Origin of the sequence: Rhizobium sp. IBUN, from assembly GCF_000510625.1 — a bacterium.
Taxonomy (GTDB): Bacteria; Pseudomonadota; Alphaproteobacteria; order Rhizobiales; family Rhizobiaceae; genus Rhizobium; species Rhizobium altiplani.
On the sequence record NZ_AZNV01000032.1, the window covers coordinates 11,108 to 29,089 of the forward strand.

The 17,982-nt window shown below is 57.2% G+C and carries 16 protein-coding genes and 3 pseudogenes; 10 read left to right on the forward strand and 9 right to left on the reverse strand.

Annotated features, from left to right (window positions below):
- Positions 1-493: 493 nt before the first annotated feature.
- Entirely contained in the window at positions 494-1,117 is a 624-nt protein-coding gene (locus tag RHIBUN_RS0124065) for a response regulator (protein WP_025661522.1), read from the reverse strand.
- Positions 1,114-3,015, reverse strand: a complete 1,902-nt coding sequence (locus tag RHIBUN_RS0124070; RefSeq protein WP_025661523.1) for a PAS domain S-box protein — start codon at positions 3,013-3,015, stop codon at positions 1,114-1,116. The genes RHIBUN_RS0124065 and RHIBUN_RS0124070 overlap by 4 nt, the downstream gene beginning before the upstream one ends.
- A gap of 425 nt (positions 3,016-3,440) precedes the next feature.
- Here RHIBUN_RS0124070 and RHIBUN_RS0124075 point away from each other — a divergent pair, with 425 nt between their 5' ends.
- From RHIBUN_RS0124075 to RHIBUN_RS0124095, 5 genes and pseudogenes are all read left to right on the forward strand, one after another.
- On the forward strand, positions 3,441-4,415 hold the full coding sequence (locus RHIBUN_RS0124075; RefSeq protein ID WP_025661524.1) for an alpha/beta hydrolase: 975 nt from the start codon (positions 3,441-3,443) through the stop codon (positions 4,413-4,415).
- Positions 4,416-4,511: 96 nt separating this feature from the next.
- The gene (locus RHIBUN_RS0124080; protein WP_025661525.1) at positions 4,512-5,141 is read left to right on the forward strand and encodes a pyridoxamine 5'-phosphate oxidase family protein; all 630 of its coding nucleotides are present in this window, start codon (positions 4,512-4,514) and stop codon (positions 5,139-5,141) included.
- Positions 5,141-5,610, forward strand: a pseudogene (locus tag RHIBUN_RS33860) (nuclear transport factor 2 family protein). Before RHIBUN_RS0124080 ends, RHIBUN_RS33860 begins: the two are co-directional and overlap by 1 nt.
- Before the next feature lie 12 nt (positions 5,611-5,622).
- Positions 5,623-6,474 (forward strand): alpha/beta hydrolase, encoded by an 852-nt coding sequence (locus RHIBUN_RS0124090; protein ID WP_025661526.1) that lies wholly within the window; start codon positions 5,623-5,625, stop codon positions 6,472-6,474.
- A gap of 88 nt (positions 6,475-6,562) precedes the next feature.
- Positions 6,563-7,381: a GNAT family N-acetyltransferase gene (locus RHIBUN_RS0124095; protein WP_025661527.1), complete on the forward strand. Its 819-nt coding sequence runs from the start codon at positions 6,563-6,565 to the stop codon at positions 7,379-7,381.
- Positions 7,382-7,600: 219 nt separating this feature from the next.
- Here the strand turns inward: RHIBUN_RS0124095 and RHIBUN_RS36515 are convergent, their stop codons facing one another.
- Entirely contained in the window at positions 7,601-7,774 is a 174-nt protein-coding gene (locus tag RHIBUN_RS36515) for a hypothetical protein (RefSeq protein ID WP_156932746.1), read from the reverse strand.
- Between the two features lie 130 nt (positions 7,775-7,904).
- Between RHIBUN_RS36515 and RHIBUN_RS0124110 the strand changes: the two genes are divergently transcribed.
- Entirely contained in the window at positions 7,905-8,909 is a 1,005-nt protein-coding gene (locus RHIBUN_RS0124110; protein WP_025661528.1) for a DUF2332 domain-containing protein, read from the forward strand.
- Positions 8,910-9,048: 139 nt separating this feature from the next.
- On the opposite strand, the gene RHIBUN_RS0124120 is transcribed toward RHIBUN_RS0124110, so the two are convergent.
- The gene (locus RHIBUN_RS0124120; protein ID WP_025661529.1) at positions 9,049-9,975 is read right to left on the reverse strand and encodes a LysR family transcriptional regulator; all 927 of its coding nucleotides are present in this window, start codon (positions 9,973-9,975) and stop codon (positions 9,049-9,051) included.
- Positions 9,976-10,151: 176 nt separating this feature from the next.
- Here RHIBUN_RS0124120 and RHIBUN_RS0124125 point away from each other — a divergent pair, with 176 nt between their 5' ends.
- Entirely contained in the window at positions 10,152-10,970 is an 819-nt protein-coding gene (locus RHIBUN_RS0124125; RefSeq protein WP_025661530.1) for an alpha/beta hydrolase, read from the forward strand.
- A 195-nt stretch (positions 10,971-11,165) separates the two neighbouring features.
- Here RHIBUN_RS0124125 and RHIBUN_RS35640 read toward each other — a convergent pair.
- Positions 11,166-11,790, reverse strand: a pseudogene (locus RHIBUN_RS35640) (tyrosine-type recombinase/integrase).
- 251 nt (positions 11,791-12,041) lie between these two features.
- Here RHIBUN_RS35640 and RHIBUN_RS33865 point away from each other — a divergent pair.
- The 3 genes and pseudogenes from RHIBUN_RS33865 to RHIBUN_RS0124145 all read left to right on the forward strand — a co-directional run bounded on the left by RHIBUN_RS33865 (position 12,042) and on the right by RHIBUN_RS0124145 (position 14,662).
- A pseudogene (locus RHIBUN_RS33865) lies at positions 12,042-12,891 on the forward strand (oxidoreductase).
- A gap of 12 nt (positions 12,892-12,903) precedes the next feature.
- Positions 12,904-13,938 carry an AraC family transcriptional regulator gene (locus RHIBUN_RS0124140; protein WP_025661532.1) on the forward strand — a complete coding sequence of 345 codons (1,035 nt, stop codon included), beginning with the start codon at positions 12,904-12,906 and terminating at the stop codon, positions 13,936-13,938.
- 58 nt (positions 13,939-13,996) lie between these two features.
- Entirely contained in the window at positions 13,997-14,662 is a 666-nt protein-coding gene (locus RHIBUN_RS0124145) for an NAD(P)H-binding protein (protein ID WP_025661533.1), read from the forward strand.
- Between the two features lie 123 nt (positions 14,663-14,785).
- On the opposite strand, the gene RHIBUN_RS0124150 is transcribed toward RHIBUN_RS0124145, so the two are convergent.
- The 4 genes from RHIBUN_RS0124150 to RHIBUN_RS0124165 all read right to left on the reverse strand — a co-directional run bounded on the left by RHIBUN_RS0124150 (position 14,786) and on the right by RHIBUN_RS0124165 (position 17,937).
- Positions 14,786-15,040, reverse strand: a complete 255-nt coding sequence (locus tag RHIBUN_RS0124150; protein ID WP_025661534.1) for a plasmid stabilization protein — start codon at positions 15,038-15,040, stop codon at positions 14,786-14,788.
- 445 nt (positions 15,041-15,485) lie between these two features.
- Complete coding sequence (locus RHIBUN_RS0124155) at positions 15,486-15,803, reverse strand: hypothetical protein (RefSeq protein ID WP_025661535.1); 318 nt, start codon at positions 15,801-15,803, stop codon at positions 15,486-15,488.
- 510 nt (positions 15,804-16,313) lie between these two features.
- A complete protein-coding gene (locus RHIBUN_RS0124160; protein ID WP_018858163.1) occupies positions 16,314-16,928 on the reverse strand; it encodes a DJ-1/PfpI family protein in 615 nt (204 codons plus the stop codon).
- Between the two features lie 58 nt (positions 16,929-16,986).
- Complete coding sequence (locus RHIBUN_RS0124165; RefSeq protein WP_037217502.1) at positions 16,987-17,937, reverse strand: substrate-binding domain-containing protein; 951 nt, start codon at positions 17,935-17,937, stop codon at positions 16,987-16,989.
- Between the last annotated feature and the right edge of the window lie 45 nt (positions 17,938-17,982).

Below are 17,982 nucleotides of genomic sequence, written 5' to 3' on the forward strand. Positions count from 1 at the left end.
CGGGAATGAAGATGTCGCGAGGCTGAACCGCAGGCATCGGCTTGTCGCGTGGATCCGGCCCGCCACCATGGGCGAACTCGTCACCCCTGCCCGTCGGCAGCTTGAACCCCCTATCGCGATCCGCATGGCGGCCCCATTGCCGATAGGTTCGAGGGTGCAGTCCCAGAGGGATGGATTGATGCAGACGGATCGAACCTCGACGTCATGGTTCAGCACGTCGCCGACAATCTGTGCCGGAGCGTAGAAGCCCATGGGCTGGAAAATCTGACCTTTGCCAGCAAAGGTTGCCAGCGCTCCATACGTGGGAACTTCCATGCTCGCCATACGACAACGGTCGTGACGAGCCAGTCCGCATCGTGGCTCTGTTCGCGCGGACCGAAGAAGGAGAAATTCGGGTGATTACACCGCCCCTCGCAGTGTGCGTCTGTCGCCTTCCTTGAGGAAGGACCGCGGCCCCTTTAGTCTATCCCACGTTCTTTCCTAGAGCTTAATTTCAGCCCTCCAGAATGCTCGCCATCCTAACCAGATCCGCAACTGAGGATGCGTGCATTTTCCGCATCATGTGGCCGCGATGAAGCTTCACTGTGGCCTCGGCGAGTTGAACCTCAGCGGCGATCTGCTTGTTCAGCTTCCCGGCAACAACCAAAGTCATAATCTGCCGCTCGCGGTCGGTGAGTTTGGAATACCTCAGGCGCACTGCTGCCGTTTGATTTGCCTCTTCCCGTCGGGCGCTATCACTTGCCAAAGCGCGGTTCACGGCTTCGAGCAGGTCCTGTTCGCGTACTGGCTTGGTAAGGACATCGATTGCTCCGGCCTTCATGGCGCGGACCGCCATCGCCACGTCGACATGAGCACTGATCAGCACAACAGACCTGGGGTGTCGGCTTTTCGCGAGCGCCTCTTGAAACTCCAGTCCGCTTTGACCCGGCAGCCGAATATCCAGAACAATGCAGCCAGCCCGATCCGGATCATCCGCGGCAAGAAACTCTGCCACCGAACCATGGGTTTCGGCGGTCAATTCGACAGATTCAAAGAGCCCTCTCAGAGCTTCGCGGACACTTTCGTCATCATCGATGATGATGACGGTCGGCCGGCCTCTTTTGCGATCATCCATCATAAGGCGCCTGTATCCTCCGCCCTTGGCAAGGTGAATGAGAACACTGCTCCTCCCTCATTTTCCGCCTCTGAAGCCCAGATCCGGCCACCATGCGCTTCGACGATGGAGCGGCAAATCGACAAGCCCATTCCGATACCATCGGCCTTTGTGCTGTAGAATGCTTCGAAAATCCGATCCAACTCGCCGACCGGTACCCCACGGCCCGTATCCGAGATACTCACGATTACACGCTGCTTCTGAACCGCACATCTGATGGCGATGCGCTTTGCCCTTGGCGAAGCTGTCATCGCTTCAGCGCTGTTCATGACCAGGTTGAGAACAACCTGTTGCAGTTGCGTCCGGTCTCCTACGACTTCGATAGGCATTTCCCCCATATCGAGGCCGACCTCTATCTCACGCCTTTGCAGTTCGCCCGTCAAAAGACTCAACACCTCATGCAGGGCACCTTGTAAATCCGTCTGCTCCATTCGCGCTGGTGATTTCTGAGCCATTGCGCGGATACTCGTGATAATATCGCCCGCGCGATGTCCGTCCCGAACAACCCTTTCGGCGGCCATCCGCGCCTGCTCCAGATCAGTGTGGTCCGGTTGCAGCCAGCGCAGACATGTGCCAGCACTCGTGACGATTGCCATCAGTGGCTGGTTGACTTCATGGGCAATCGAAACGGCAAGCTCCCCTGTGGCCGTCATCCGCGTCACATGCGCGAGGTCACTCTGGCTCTGCCGCAGGGACTCTTCAGCCCGCTTGCGATCCTCGATATCAACGACGACGCCGTACCATCTCACAACATTTCCGTCTGCATCCAAGAGCGGGCTTTGTCGCAAGTTGAACCATCGATATTCACCATCGGCGCGTCTGATACGAGCATCGACCGGGCGACTTATTTTCGAAGCAACAATCTCGTCCCATGCCGCACGCATCGGCTCGACGTCATCAGGATGAAACATGCGATAGAAGCCGAAGCCGACAATTTCATCAAAAGGCAGACCGACATAATCGATCAAGTTGCGATTGAAATATTCAAGCCGTCCATCCGGGGTGCAGGACCAGGCCATCGCGGGTATGGTGTTGATGATAAGATTCAGCTTATGCTCACTTTCCCTGAGCGCAGCTTCGCTGTCCCGGAGAGCAATCTCCGCACGTTGTAGGTCTTCGATATCGATATTGCAGCCGAACCAGCGCACGACGCCGTTGGCATCAACCAGCTTGCGGCCCGCGAAATAGAACCAGCGGTAGTTGCCGTCGGCTCCGCGGATGCGTCCCTTCAGAACGGTGTGGTCGGAATGCTCAAGGTCTCTCTTCCAGATGTCCACCATGCTTGGGATATCGTCAGGATGATATAAGTCCAGAAAGCCCCATTCGAGGATTTGATCAGCGGGGCGACCTGCGTAATCCAACCACCTCTTATTGACAAAATCGGCGCTGCCATCCGGTCTTGCAGACCATACGAGAACCGGAAGCGAATTGATGATCAGGCTGAGATTCTCTTCGCTGGCCGCAAGCGCAGTCTTGGTTTCCTTCAATGCGTTTTCGGCCTGCTTGCGGTCTTCGATATCCAGGACGACGCCGTACCATCTCGTGACATTTCCTTCGGCGTCGAGCCGAGGTTTCTGCCGAAGCGTGCACCAGCGATATTGACCATCTGCGCGCCTGAGCCTGCCCACGACCTCTCTGGCAATCTTCGAGGCCATGATAGCATGCCATTCAGAAGCGAGATGTGCCGTGTCGTCAGGGTGAAACAGCTTGTAGAAGCCCTCTCCGGAAATTTCCTCAAGCGGCGCACCGATAAATTCGAGAAAATGCTGGTTTGCAAAATCCAGCATGCCTTCCGAGGTCGCTGACCACACCATGGCGGGGATCAGGTCGATAATGGGATCGGTTTCCGGCTCTCGTTCCACAACCCTCTCCGTTCAGAGTTCGGGACGACTCCGTGTCAGTAAATGTAGAAGGATGGTCGATCGTCCGCCGGAAATAGTTACGGGATTTCTGCGGGTTGCGTAAGGGCAAATCAATAGACGAAGGTGTATGGCGGCAATGCCATTGTCTAGTTGCACGTGACCTAGATCGCAATTGAGAGCAGTCGAAAACCAGCCTACTCCTATCCATCGAGGCCCTTGATGAACGACGACGTCGGCCGGTCCGCCGGCGCGTTCACAGCCAACATTTACGTGTATCGAATTCCACACCACTGACATTTCCTGACCTGGGGCTGTCACCTCCGGTGACGTTGTTTATCGCGACGGCTCTTGCTCGGCCAAAACGGCAAAAGCAGCCTTCATTCAAAACCAATTTTCGTTTCATCTCGACTTATAGGGAGATTAACATGCGTAGCTTGATTATGTGCCTGATGCTGGCGACCGCCAGCATGACTGCCGCAACAGTTGTGTCCGCGTTTCCCGCGCAGGCCACGACAGATGTTCGCGAGGCTCCGGTTCCCATCCACTACCGAACTGCAAAGATCGATGGCCTCGATATCTTCTACCGGGAAGCCGGTCCGGGCGACGCTCCGGTCGTGCTGCTGCTCCATGGCTTTCCAACATCGTCTCATATGTTCCGGAATCTGATTCCGCTTCTTGCAGACCGGTACCATGTCATCGCGCCGGATTATCCGGGTTACGGGCAAAGCCCCACTCCCGATCGCAGTACGTATGCCTATACGTTTGCCGCGGCCGCCGACATCGTCGACAAGCTGATGGTTCGTCTAGAGGCCAAGAGGTACGCGATGTACGTCATGGATTATGGCGCGCCCGTCGGCTATCGCCTGGCGCTGAAGCATCCGGAACGGGTCAGCGGTCTGATCATCCAGAACGGCAATGCCTATGATGAAGGACTGAAGGAATTCTGGGATCCCATCAAGACCTACTGGTCCGATGGATCAGCAAAGAGCCGCGAAGCGCTCTCCGGCTTGCTCACGCTCGAAACCACCAAGTTCCAGTACACCGACGGCATGGAAGACGTGTCGCGCATCAGCCCGGACAACTGGGTTCATGACCAAGCCCTTCTGGATCGCCCTGGGAACAAGGACATCCAGCTCGATATGCTGTACGATTACCGAACCAACGTGCCGCTATACCCTGACTTCCAACGTTTCTTTCGTGAGCGCAAGCCACCCACGCTCATCGTCTGGGGCAAGAACGATTTTATCTTTCCCGAGGCAGGCGCTCATCCTTACCTCAAGGATCTGCCGGATGCAGAAATCCATATCCTGAACTCAGGTCATTTCCTGCTCGAAGAAAAGCTGGATGTCGCTGCTCCCCTTATCAACGACTTCCTGGATCGCAACGTCGCCAAGAAGTGACTAGCCGCAGTCGCCGGCGGTGTGACCGAGGCTCCACCAAATCGAGGTCGCACCGCTGAATAGCGGATACTATATTTCGAATTTGGGAGCCCACCCATGCCTTACCACTTTCTGGAAGTTGCAATCACTCCGAATGTGCGGCAGGCCCAAGCTGAAATGGGTGCTGATCAGATATGGTTAGCCGAGCACCATTGCGCGTCTGATAGTTTCACCGAGAGTGAACTTGCCTTCATAGCGGCACGAGACAGCTTCTATATCGCCTCTGTGTCGGAAACCGACTGGCCCTATGTCCAGCATCGCGGTGGGCCGCAGGGCTTTCTCAAAGCCGTCGACAACAAGACGCTGGCTTTCGCCGACTACCGGGGTAACCGCCAATATATCAGCACCGGCAACTTCGCCGCAAACGACCGAGTCTGTCTCTTTTTAATCGATTATCCGCGACGCGCCCGTCTCAAGATCTATATGCATGTCGAGAGGCTGGCACTCGATGCCGACCCGGCACTCACCGACCTTGTTTTCGATGCGGGCTACCGGGCGAAAACCGAGCGGATTTTACGGCTACGCCTGGAGGCCTTCGACTGGAATTGCCCTCAGCACATCACTCCACGCTACACCGAAGGCGAGGTGGAGAAAGCGGTGACACCGTTGCGCGAGCGTTTGGGTCAACTGGAAACGGAAAATACAGAGCTGCGTGCCCGGCTCGCCGCCGCCTTGGGAGAAGAATAATGGACGCCACAAGACCACTTTTGCCTCCGTTTTCAACGGGTTCGCAACAGAAAAGGTTCGACTTGCCGAGGATGGCTGGAATAGTCGGAATCCCGAAAAGGTTGCGCTGGCCTATAGCGAGGACAGCCAGTGGCGCAACCGCTCGGAATTTGTAACCGGCCGCGAAGCGATCGTTGGCTTTCTAACCCGGAAATGGCAACGCGAGCTCGAATATCGACTGATCAAGGAGCTTTGGGCCTTTACCGGCAATCGCATCGCGGTTCGCTTTGCCTATGAATGGCATGACGACAGCGGTAGGTGGTTTCGGTCATACGGGAACGAAAATTGGGAGTTCGAAGCCGATGGGCTCATGCAAAAACGCTTCGCTTGCATCAACGATTTGCCGATCCTTGCCGCGGATCGACGCTTCCACTGGCAGCTTGGCCGGCGACCGGATGAACACCCCTGCCTCAGCGATTTTAGCTTTTAAAGCGAGGACAAGATGAAGCGTTCAACCTACCACCGCATCAATATCGACGGTTACGAGATGTTCTATCGGCAAGCCGGGGAGCCAACAAAACCGATCCTGCTGTTGCTGCACGGTTTTCCGTCTTCAAGCCACATGTTTCGTGATCTCATGCCACTGCTCGCCGATCGGTTCCACTTGATCGCGCCGGATATACCGGGGTTCGGCCAGTCACAGGCGCCCTCGCGTGAAAACTTCGCCTACACCTTCGACAATCTTGCCAACTGCATAAAAAGGTTCATTGAGGTTTTGGGCTTCGAGCGATTTACGCTCTACGCTTTCGATATTGGTGCACCGATCGGTTTGCGCATCGCGATGGAGTATCCCGAGCGGGTGACCGCGATTATCTCCCAAAATGGCAATGCCTACGAAGAAGGGTTGAGCGACGTCTGGAACCCGATAAAGCGATACTGGTCCGAGCCGACGGTGGCCAATCGGGACGCACTACGCGAAATCATGAAACCTCCCGCCATTCGTTGGCAATACGAACACGGGGTTTCGGACTTATCAACGGTGTCTCCCGACGGGTATTCACTCGATGCCTTCTACATGGCGCGCCAGGACGCTGAAGAAATCCAGCTCGACATTGCACTCGATTACGCGAGCAATGTTGCTCTATATCCAATGTTCCAACGCTATTTACGCCAGAATCAGCCGAAGTTTTTGGCTATCTGGGGCGACAAGGATCCATTCTTTCTGCCTGCCGGCGCAGAAGCCTTCAAACGGGACCTGCCGAATGCCGAGATTCGCTTCGTCGATACTGGGCATTTTGCACTAGAGACGCATGCCTTTGAAGTCGCCACTGCAATCGTGAATTTCCTCACCTAGCTGCCGTTGCAGTAGTCGGCGTTCGTCCCAGCAAGGCCAAGCCGCGGTGCCTCCTCGCTCTCTTATGGAACTTTTCAAGGACACTGCCATGGATCGTCTAATAAGCTTCCGCCAACTTGTGCCCGAGGAAGATATCATTGAGGCTCGAGCATTTGTGGACCTGTTCATGATCGCACCGCAGACGGTCGTGGACGAGGCTAAGTTTTGTTGCATGCAGCTGGGTGCAGGTTGCGCAATATCGCTGCCCGCAGCGCCCGCAATCGGTCTCAACCGCATTCTTGGTCTTGCCGCACTCGATGACGTCGAAAAGGCCTACGAATGGATGACCAAAAAGACAGGCCGCCGCTATTTGCAAATGAACACCGACGTCGTTCCTCTTCAGGTACTCGATTGGATAAGGACACGAGGCCTGTTTCCTGAGGGGAACGGATGGGCAAAGCTGCGACGAGCAGCTCCAGCCGCGCCGCTCGCCTACGCTGGAGAAGTCACCACCCGAGAGGTAAATATAGACGACGCCGAAATTTTCGGTTCGATGATGTGTGCCGGATTTAACTTTCCAGAAAGGCTGATACCGCTCTGGTCTGCAATCGTCGGGAAAGAAGGTTGGACTTGCTTTTTCGCTGAGTTAGGCGGCAAGCCGATAGCGACAGGTGCGATGTACGCGTCAGGCAACTATGCATGGCTTGGCGGCGGCGCGACAGTTCCCGAGTTTCGTAATCGCGGCGCGCAGAAGGCTCTTATTGCTGCGCGTCTAAATCATGGCGCCCGTCAGGGCGTTCAGACGTTCGTCGTCGAAACCGCCCAGCCGTCGGCCCAAGTGCCGAACATCTCTCACGCGAATCTCATCGCAACCGGATTTGAACAGATTTACTCGAGAGTGAACTACCGATTTACGGATGCTTCATAAGATGCTTCAAGCACCATGGCTCTGAGCCTCGAGTTGCTGCTTTCTTTCAAGTTGTCGTGCTTGCCGGACGAGCGCTTCGAATTCGGAAAGAACGTTGCCCTCTTCTGAATTCAATTATGCACCCACAACGTCCTCGATGACCGAGCATTACGCGTGTTGAACGAGCGTCGTGCACTTATCCTCGGCGACACCATCCGAGCGGTCGCCGTTGCCGTAACTTCAGCCTCCGACCGCGATCGCCGTCTGAGTGTCCGCAGGAATAGAAGCAGTTGCCACTACAGCCTGCGCAAATTCGCCTGCCGCCGATTGGATTTGTCCCGCCAACTGCAAAGCAAATCTGGCGATCACATCAGGTAGGAAACCGCCTTTTCGAAGAACCTCGCGTTTTTGCATGGGCGATCTTTTAGCCGGCGGGCCTTTGCCGTGCGCATCCGAAGTCCATATTTGCCTGCCATTAGATCCTAAGATCGTGTACCGTGCCAGACGTCGAAATCGAGGGTCAGCGGACATGGACGAGGAGGGCTTGGCTGAGATCTCAGCCCGGTATGTTCGCTTCGCCGATGCAGAAGCCCTCGGCCGTTCGCCGCTCTACGAGGCGTTAGCTCGTGCGGTTGCTGCAGACCGGGAGACCCTCAGCTTCCTATCGACCCTGCCGGACATGAAAAGGCAACCGAACCTTCTGCTTGCGGCGGTGCGTCACCTGTTCGGCACGCCGACGGGCTGGACCGAGTTCCGACAGGTGCTCCTGGCCCATCCCGACGCTGTCCGTTCGCTGATGCTCGAGCGTTCGACACAAACCAACGAACCAGGAAGGTGCGCTTCGCTGCTCCCCGTCCTGGCGCGATTGCCGCAGCCGCTAGCGCTCCTCGAAGTCGGGACCTCCGCAGGGCTCTGCCTCATGCCCGACCTCTATGGCTACGACTACGGCCACAAGGCGATCCGCGCACCCGTGATGGCCTTGGAGCCGCCAGTCTTCCGTTGCTCCGCCAGCGAGATCACCCCATTGCCGGCGGCCGCGCCACACGTTGTCTGGCGAGCGGGCTTGGACCTGAGTCCAATTGATGCTTCAGATCCTGTGCAAGTCGCATGGCTTGAGACGCTGGTCTGGCCAGAGCAGACGAAACGGCTTGCCAATCTGCAGGCCGCCGTGAAAATCGCCGCCACAGTCAAGCCACGGATCGTGAAGGGTGACCTGCGCGGGAGCGAGTTCGTTCGGCTCTGCGGCGAAGCGCCAAAGGACGCCACCCTTGTCGTCTTTCACACGGCCGTTCTCGACTACATCTCCGACCTCGCAGACAGAGAGGCTTTCGCCGAACAGGCGATGCGTCTCGCTCCGTATTGGGTATCGAACGAGTTCCCCCGCGCATTCCCGTCCATCGCCACGCGAGCAGGAACAAGCTGGCCACCCGGGCGCTTCCTCCTATCTGTGAACCGCTCTCCTGTCGCCTGGACCGACCCGCATGGAGCTTCGCTCACATGGATCGCGGACGAGCCCAAGGGCCCGGCCGATGCAGAGCATTTGCGCTAAAGCTTGCTCAGGGCGGGCCCTCCCGAATGACCGAACGTTCGGCCTTGACTTTGATTGCAGACATTAGCCGACCGAAATTCGAGTTGCTTAACAAAATTCCGGAGCACGCCAAGAAGCAGAAATCGCATGAGCTCGATCTCTAGTATGGAACTTCGGCATAGCGGATGATGCTCTGATTTTGTACGTTGGCAACTAATTCGTCAGAACGAGACAAAAATCGGCGGAGCAAAGGTGAGGAATTCGAATCGTTGTATCCTAATGTGAGATCAATTGTCGGAGGCACACCCTCAAGTGCTCTAGCAACGACATTTGGCGTCAGCATATTTTGCGCATAAAGCGGAATAAGCGTTACTCCACCGGTCGACACGACGAGCGACATTGCTGATGGTAGGCCGTCACCTTCGTACTCTGCCTTGAGTGTGATCCCAACGTTCGTCGCGTAATCTTGGATCACGGATTGCAGTACGGGAGAAATTCTGGCCGAACTGACGTAAGTTTCGCGGGCAAGGTCCTGCGGCCGGATCTTTTTGCGCGACGTCAAGCGATGGTCCGCCGGCAGTACGGCGATCAGTGGCTCCTTGGCCAAAAACTTGAAGGACACACCAACACTCTGCGTCTCGGGGCGAAGGAAAGCGACGTCCAGCTTGCCTCGCATCAGTGCCAGAGCAAGGTCCGGGGAAGACTGACTGGACAGAATGATTTCAACCTCCGGCGCTTCCTCACGAATAATGCGCAATGCATGGGGTAGCCACACGACCTCTTGTCCCGCGAGAAAACCTATAACGAACGACTGCTTTTCCGGCCGTTCTGCCCGCCGAGCCCCTTCCGCAGCCGCCTCGACTTGCAATAACGCCAGCCGCGCATGATCAAGAAACACTTTACCCGCGGCGGTGAGCGTCACGCCGCGCGGTTGCCGTTCCAGCAGTTTTACACCGATTTCGGTTTCCAGATCGCGAATTTGCCTGCTGAGCGAGGGCTGGGAAGTATGTAGCCGCCGATCGGCTGCGGTCAGTAAGCTTCCCTCCTCGGCAACAGCAACAAAATAGCGCAAATGCCTCAGTTCCATCGGGTCCTCGCTATACCTTTAAGGCATAGCTCGAACGTACAAGGTATTTGTCTTTGATAGAAGGAGATTTAATTAACGTCGCAATTTTGGGATATAGTCGAACGCGCCTCACCGGAGGTATTTCGCAATCAACTGTGTCCAAAAGGAATGTTTAACAGGGCAGATGGAGCGACCCGATGCCTACAATCACGACCACGGACGGCGTAAACATCTTCTACAAGGACTGGGGCTCAGGCCAGCCGATCGTTTTCAGCCACGGCTGGCCGCTGTCGGCGGACGACTGGGACGCCCAAATGACGTTCTTCCTTCGCCAGGGCTACCGGGTGATCGCCCACGACCGGCGCGGCCACGGCCGGTCCGACCAGCCCGGCACAGGAAACGACATGGACCACTGGGTTGCCGACCTCGCGGCCCTGACCGGGCACCTCAATCTGCGCGATGCGATCCACATCGGCCACTCCACAGGTGGCGGTGAAGTGGCTCGCTATGTCGCCCGCCACCCGGAGCGCGTCGCGAAAGCGGTACTGGTCGCTTCCCTGACGCCGAACATGTACCGGAGCGAGGAAAACCCGTCCGGTCAGCCGCCGGAGTGGTTCGAAGCGATCCGCGCGGGCGTGCTGGGCAACCGGTCGCAGTTCTTCCGGTTCGTCCCTGAGAACCCGTTCTACGGTTACAACCTTGACGAGGCCGAGCCTTCGGAGGCGATCATTGCGAACTGGTGGCGCCAGGGCATGGCCGGTGGTGCTCTCGCTCACCACGCGACTGTCGACTCTTGGCTGGAAGATTATACCGAAGACCTCAAGAAGATCACCGTGCCGGTGTTGGTCATGCACGGCGAGGCCGATCAAGTCGTCCCCTTCGCGAGTTCCGTGCCGCGTGCGGTCGACCTCCTCAAGAACGGGTCGCTGAAGACCTATCCGGGCTACCCCCATGGCATGCTGACCACACATGCGGATGTCCTCAACCCCGACCTGCTCTCGTTCATCAGGTCTTGACGACATCGACCGGACCCAACGTTGGCCGGACGATCTGTCACCATCGACATGCCAGCATGGCTGGCATTGCTGTCGTCTTTGAGTTTTATTGCGCTCAACTCGATGGCAGCGCTTGGGACACTGACCATAGTATCTGAACGGCTGAAATGGGGCCGCGAAGATGCGCGGCCCCGCGTGGCACGAGGCCGCGCACTTTCAAATTTCAGTACGTTCCGCCAGTTCCAGCGCATCCTCGATGTCGACACCCAGATACCTGACCGTGTTCTCGATCTTGGTATGACCGAGCAATATCTGGATCGCACGAAGATTTCCGGTAGCCTTGTAGATCATCGCAGCCTTCGTGCGTCGAAGAGAGTGCGTGCCGTAATCTTCCCAACGCAATCCGATCGCAGTGACCCACTTATCGACCAGCCTAGCATAGTGGCGGGTGCTGAGATGATCAGCGTGATCGACTGGGCCTGGAAATGCGAAGTCATCTATGGTGCCGCCTCTTCCATGCGAGCAAACTTGCCCTGACTTCCGCCGTAGTCTCGAACTGTACAGGACGTCCGGTTTTTTGCCGGATGACCGTTGCTTGTGTTCGGATCTCCTGGCCCCCGGTGACGAGCGTTCCGATCTTGATCTTTACGAGATCGCAGCCTCGTGGCTTGCTGTCGCTCGCGAGATCGAACAGTGCTCGGTCTCGCATACGCCCCGCTCTATCGAGAGAAACGAATTGCCTAAATTTGCCGCTGTTTCAGCGGCCTCTCTATGTCGACCTTCCTGCCGGCGTTCCAGGCCGGGCGCCCAGTGAGGCGGGATCATATTGTGCAATACCCATTTGAAATTTCCTTCGGCCACCACTGGCTGCAGGGAGAATGAGCAGGCTCTAGGTCCAAACCAGCGCCAAAAGGCGAATAACGACTTCTTGATAACCAAGTGCTTCGAGCCACCGCGTTGGCGCAATGTGCAAGTCCTGTGACACCTAATGCCAATGCAATGGCGGGTGACCAGCGCTAGTCCAAGTTTCAGAAAAGACGCTGTCTCAAAAGGGCCGCTTGGACTAATCGTTGGAACAAAGGAACCGTTCACATGGCCACAAAAGTCGCACTCGTCACCGGTGCTTCCTCAGGTATCGGGGAAACCACTGCCCTCAAACTCAAGAGCCTCGGCTATATGGTTTACGCCGCCGCGCGACGTATTGACCGCATGCGACACCTGACCAAATCCGATATCAAGATTTTCGCGATGGACGTGACCGACGACGCTTCCATGCAGGCGGGAATCGACGCAATCGTCGCAGAAGCGGGCCGCATCGACGTGCTCGTCAACAATGCCGGCTACGGCTCCTACGGCGCTGTCGAGGATGTTCCGATGGACGAGGCGCGCGCAGTTCGACGTCAATGTCTTTGGCGCGGTCAGACTGATCCAGCTTGCCCTGCCTAGCATGCGGGCGCAGCGGTCGGGCACCATCGTCAACATCACCTCGATGGGCGGCAAGATCCATACGCCGCTCGGAGACTGGTATCACGGCACCAAGTTTGCGCTCGAGGCGATCAGTGACTGCCTCCGCATGGAATTGCAGCCTTTCGGCATCGACGTGGTTGTCATCGAGCCGGGTGGCATCAAAACCGAATGGGCAGGCATTGCCGCGGACAAGTTGCGCCAGACCTCCGGTCAAGGTCCGTACGCGGTACAGGCCAATGCCATGGCGGAATCTATGGTCGGCGAGGATAGCCGGAAGCGCCAGTCGCCTCCGCAAGTCATTGCCGATACTATCGCGAAGGCCGTGACCGCATCGAAGCCCAGGACTCGTTATGCAATTGGCTTCGGCGCCAAGCCTATGATCTTCATGCGTCGCGTTCTGTCCGATCGCGCTTTCGACGGTATGATGTGGATGGCGACGGGGATATCCAAAGCCTTGAAAGCCCAACGGGCATAGAAGGAGTTGCCGATGACGCAAGCCGATAAATGCAAAATTCCGCTGGCTTTCTGGCGGGCGATCGAGGAGCTCGGCGTCCGTCCCGCCGCGCTTTTGCGGCAGGCCCGGTTGCAGGCCACGCTGCATCTAGGCGGTCAGACCTTCGTTACATCAACGCAGTATTTTGCATTGATGCAGGCACTCTCGGACCTGTCGGGCGATCCGATGCTTGGCATTCGCATGGTGCAGACGGTTGACACGGCAGTCCATCCACCGTCGAGCCTCGCGGCTTTCTATGCCCGCGACTATCGCGACGGACTGGCGCGTCTCGCGCGCTTCAAGCGCCTCTGCACACCGGAGCAATTGCATATTGCCGAGGCCAATGGTGATTGCATAATCTCCACTGAGTGGCCCTTCGCTACTGGAACTGAGCCTGCGATTTCCGTCGACATCACATTCGCGACGCTCGTGGAAATGGGGCGGCGCGCGACCAGGGGAGCAATCGTGCCGCGACGGCTGGATCTTGCCAGACCGGATCCGGTGAACACGGCGTATGCCGAATATTTTGGCTGCCCGGTCCGCACCGGTGCTTCGCGTAACCTGCTGGTGCTGGACGCTGCCGATCTCGACAAGCCGTTCCCTAGCCACAATCCCGATATGCTGGAGATGCTGACACCGGCGCTCAGCGCTGCGCTCGGCGAACTGGAGGCGCAAAGCTCCGTCGCTGAACAGGTGAAGATCATTTTGAAGCGCAACTTGGCGAGCGGTCAACCGGGCCTGTCCGACGTGGCGAAGCAACTAGGCATGAGTGAACGCAGTCTCCAACGACGCATCACCGAGACAGGCTCGACCTTCCGTAACCTCTTGACCGACACGCGCCGAGATATGGGCCGCCATCTGCTTGCGGACCCCACGACCGACATCGACGAGGTTGCTTGCCTGCTCGGCTATCAGGATACAACCTCCTTTTATCGCGCCTTTCGCGAATGGGAGGGCATGCCGCCCAACCGCTGGCGCGAGATGAACACAGCCAGGTCTGATGCCATGGTAACAGGCGGGCTTCATTGAACGACAGCTTTGCATACGAACGGACCGACGCCCCCGGACCTACCGAGGGAGACAAGGCATGAACCAACGCATCCTTCTTGCCGGCAGCACCGGTCTGGTGGGCGGACTTGTGAAGGCCCGCCTCGCGGAACGATCAGGCATGCAGCTCACGAGTCTGGTCCGGCGTGGATCAGCGGCGCCTGGTCATGCGATCGACTATGAGGAACTTTGCAAGACGCCAAAGGATCTTATCGGGATCGTCGCACCCGGTGGCATCGATACGGCGATCTCCTGTCTGGGAACGACCATCCGCACGGCCGGATCTCAACCCGCTATGTTTCGCATTGACCACGATTACGTTCTTGCAGTCGCGCAAGGTGCTCGCGAGCTTGGGGCACGCCAATTTATTCTTGTGACTTCGGCTGGCGCCGGTGGGCCAGGCTTCTATCTCCAGACAAAGGGCAGGATCGAAGAGTCAGTCAACAATCTCGGCTTTGAGCGAGTTGACCTGATCCGTCCGGGCTTTCTCATTGGTGGTCGTGGGGAGCGGCGCGTGTGGGAGACGATCGGTCAGCATATCTTCGCGACGCTCACGCCGGTCCTGCTTGGTCCGCTAGCTCGTTACGGCGCCATCCCAGCGGAGACCGTCGCGGATGCGATAGTGGCGCTTGTTGGCATGAGATCGCCCGGCCATTTCAGGCACGAAAACTCCGGCTTGCGTCTCCTTTCTGCCAAAGGGCGTTGAAACGGCTACAGGATACGAGAGATCGATGTCAGCAGACGAAATGAATTGGTTAATCCGACGAGGACTGGTCGCCATCAGGAACTGGCTTCCAAGGCTCCGATATCACATTGGTGTCAAACAGGATCATTCGAAAGTCATCGGTTCTGCAGGTGTCTCATCGCGATTCTGCTGCAGAGCTTCGACGTCCGAATTGGAGAGGTCAGCGTCGCGCCCAATGCCCGTTAATAGCGAACCCAGCTTAATGCGTTCAGGCGGGCGAACCGCCGCCTCGATAATGTCACGAATTTCGGCCTCGGTGCTGCGGCCATGATGAGCCGCGCGTACGCGTAGGGCGCGATGTGTTTCATCAGAAATATTGCGAATGGTGACTGCCGGCATAGATATCCTCAAGCATGATTGATGAAACTGATATCAATAAATATAAAATGCCGTATCTATCCAAGCATAATCTGTGTCGCTGCTCGTGATCTGCGCGGTGCCGCCGTTGTTGATGGCTGCATCGTTGGTCGCGGTCGGCCCAGATCCGGTGAATGTTGCATCCGAGGCTTCCCATATTTCCTGGCGATGGCGGCCGCGATCGCGCGCCGAACGAGAAGAGCGATAGGTCGCTCCATCGTAGCCTTCGAAGGAGGATTAATCAGGCCGTCGCTTCTGAACCTGCCGTGACATCCGATGGCGGTGTAGTCGAAGTTTCGTTACGAACCTTTAACTTCTCAAAACGACCAGCAAACGCGAACAAAGACAGGATGAGCCGCTTGATCGAGAGATGACGGGATGCACCGCGACTCCGAGAGCCCGGCTGTAATGTGGCCAAGATCAAAGCTCAGTTAGCCTTGGAAAGGTCGGCGGGCTTCAAGGCATCTGCTATCATATCTCCCAAAAGCCGATGCAACAGCTGTGCGGTGCTCATGTTCATACGCAAGCGGCTGGCGATGTCGCAGATGCCACTGTTGTTTCCGTCCACAATGGCGGAGCCAAACGCGAGGCAAACGACCCCGGTGTTGTGGCGGGCTTCAGTGATGATATCGACAAAACTCACGGGGCCTCCGTTGTCGCGAATATCTAGCCATTTGTCCCCGACAGCGATCCTTTGGCCGCTACGGACGACCAATTCATTCCTCTTGAAGTCTTCGTCGCTCATGCTCGGCTTCCTAGAGTGTGAGATGGATAGTTCTACTTTTAGGCGCTATCTTGCCCGGGCGCCAGACGAAATCCCATTTCCCGCGGGATCACCGATCGGACGATCTTTTCTCCTTCATTGCGCATAGTCGCCTGGCCGCCTATTAGCGAGCCACCCGAAGGAGGTCCCGAATTGATCGGCCTCAATGGATGCGTTTGACGGCTGGATGAGCCCACGACCCTTTTCACCGCGGGGCCGGGTCCCACATGGAGCTAAAGCCGCCTTTGGACGCGTTTACCAGTGGCGCGTTGACGCGAAAATTCGAGAAATAATGTCGAGTTGTCAATTGGCAGCGGCTTGCGCGATGAACGGAGAAGCGGCCGTGAACCTCAGCTCGCCAGATCCCATGCAGACCGGAGTGTGCCTCACCCCTTCAATCTTGGCCGCAAACGCAGGGTGCATCGGAAGCAGTAAAACTTCCGGTTTGGGGCCGCCGTGCGACGGCGACCCTGATAGAGAGGTCGCTGGAGCTTAGGCTGCCTGTGCAACATCATCCCGGTGGTGAATCTCTGTCCCGAGCACTTTCAGGCATTCCCGGATAAATGCGGCGAGCGCCGTCCATCCCTTTGCGGATACCATCGTGCCGTCAACGTAGGCCTCGGTCGGCGAAAGGTCGATGTAGGTACCGCCTGCGAGTGTGACTTCCGGCTCGCAAGCGCCGAGCGCACCGACTTTCTTCCCGCGCACGACGCCGTCGACCGCAATAAGTATCTGCACGCCATGGCAGATCGTGAAGATCGGCTTCTGCTTCTCGTGGAAATGACGGACGATGGCCTGCACACGTTTGTCGGTGCGGATGTATTCCGGACCGCGGCCACCGGCAGCATAAACAGCGTGATATTGGTCTAGCTGCACTTCGGCTTCTGAGAATGTCTTGTTGATGGTGAAGAAGTGTCCGAGCTTCTCGGTATAGGTTTGATCGCCTTCGAAGTCATGAAGCGAGGTCTTGATGAGATCTCCGGCTTTCTTATCAGGGCAGATGACATGGACCGTATGGCCAACTGCTTCCATCGCCTGCTGGAAAACGTAGATCTCGTACTCTTCGGTGAATTCACCGGTCAGCATCAGTATCTTCTTGCCTGGCATGATTTACTCCTCTTTGTTCATGCGGCGGGGTGGCTCCTTGCCACCCCTGTTTCTATGATTAGAACGGCGAGTCCGGGAAGTAATACTCCTTCGCATTCGCCTGCGTGATGAGAGGCGCGTCGAGCTTGACGTTTCCTCTGGTGGGAGCCTGTCCGACCAAGTTGGCGACCGTCATGTAGATCGCGGTCTTGATCATCGCTGGCGGGTATGGCGTTTCGACCGGGGTCATGGCGTCTCCGTCGATGACCTTCTTGACGATGTCCTTCATGCCATTGCCGCCGAGTGCCAGCTTGATATCCTTGCGCCCGGATTCCTTGACCGCTTCGAGCACCCCAAGCAGCATGTCGTCGTCGTTTGCCCATACGGCGTCGATCTGAGGGTATTTGGCCAGATAGTCCTGCATCAGCTTGAAGGCTTCATCACTGTTCCAGTTCGCATACTGGATGTCGAGTACCTTGAGGTCAGTGCCCTTGATGGCGTCCTGGAATCCTTGAATGCGCTCGTCATCGATCACTGTCGGAATTCCCCGCAACACGACGAGGTTCCCCTTGCCGCCCAGTTTGTCGATCATGAATTTTGCAGTGTTGCGTCCGACGGCGATGTTATCGCCAGCCAGGTATAGGTCCTGGATCGTTGGATCGTTCAGGCCGCGGTCGACGACCGTGATGAAGGTTCCCGCATCCTTTACAGCCTTGACGGGGGTCGTCAGTTCCTCGGACGTGTAAGGCAAGATCACCAGAGCATCGAGTTTGCGTCCGGCCGACAGATCCTCAAGCGCGCTCACCTGCGCCGTTGCCGAAGGCGAGGTCTTTACCACCACCTCCACGTCCGGAAACGCGGCATTGATTTCCTTTGCTGCGGCCTGCGCGTGATAGACGATGCCTGCCGTCCAACCGTGGTCGGCAGCCGGGATCGACACGGCCACCACTTTCTTGTCTGCGCCGAATGCGTGACCCGCGAGCAGCACCGTGCTTGCGGCGAGTGCCACAACCCATTTCCTCTTCAACATTCATTCCTCCCAGAATAGGACCGACAAAATTCATTCGCCGCGCGG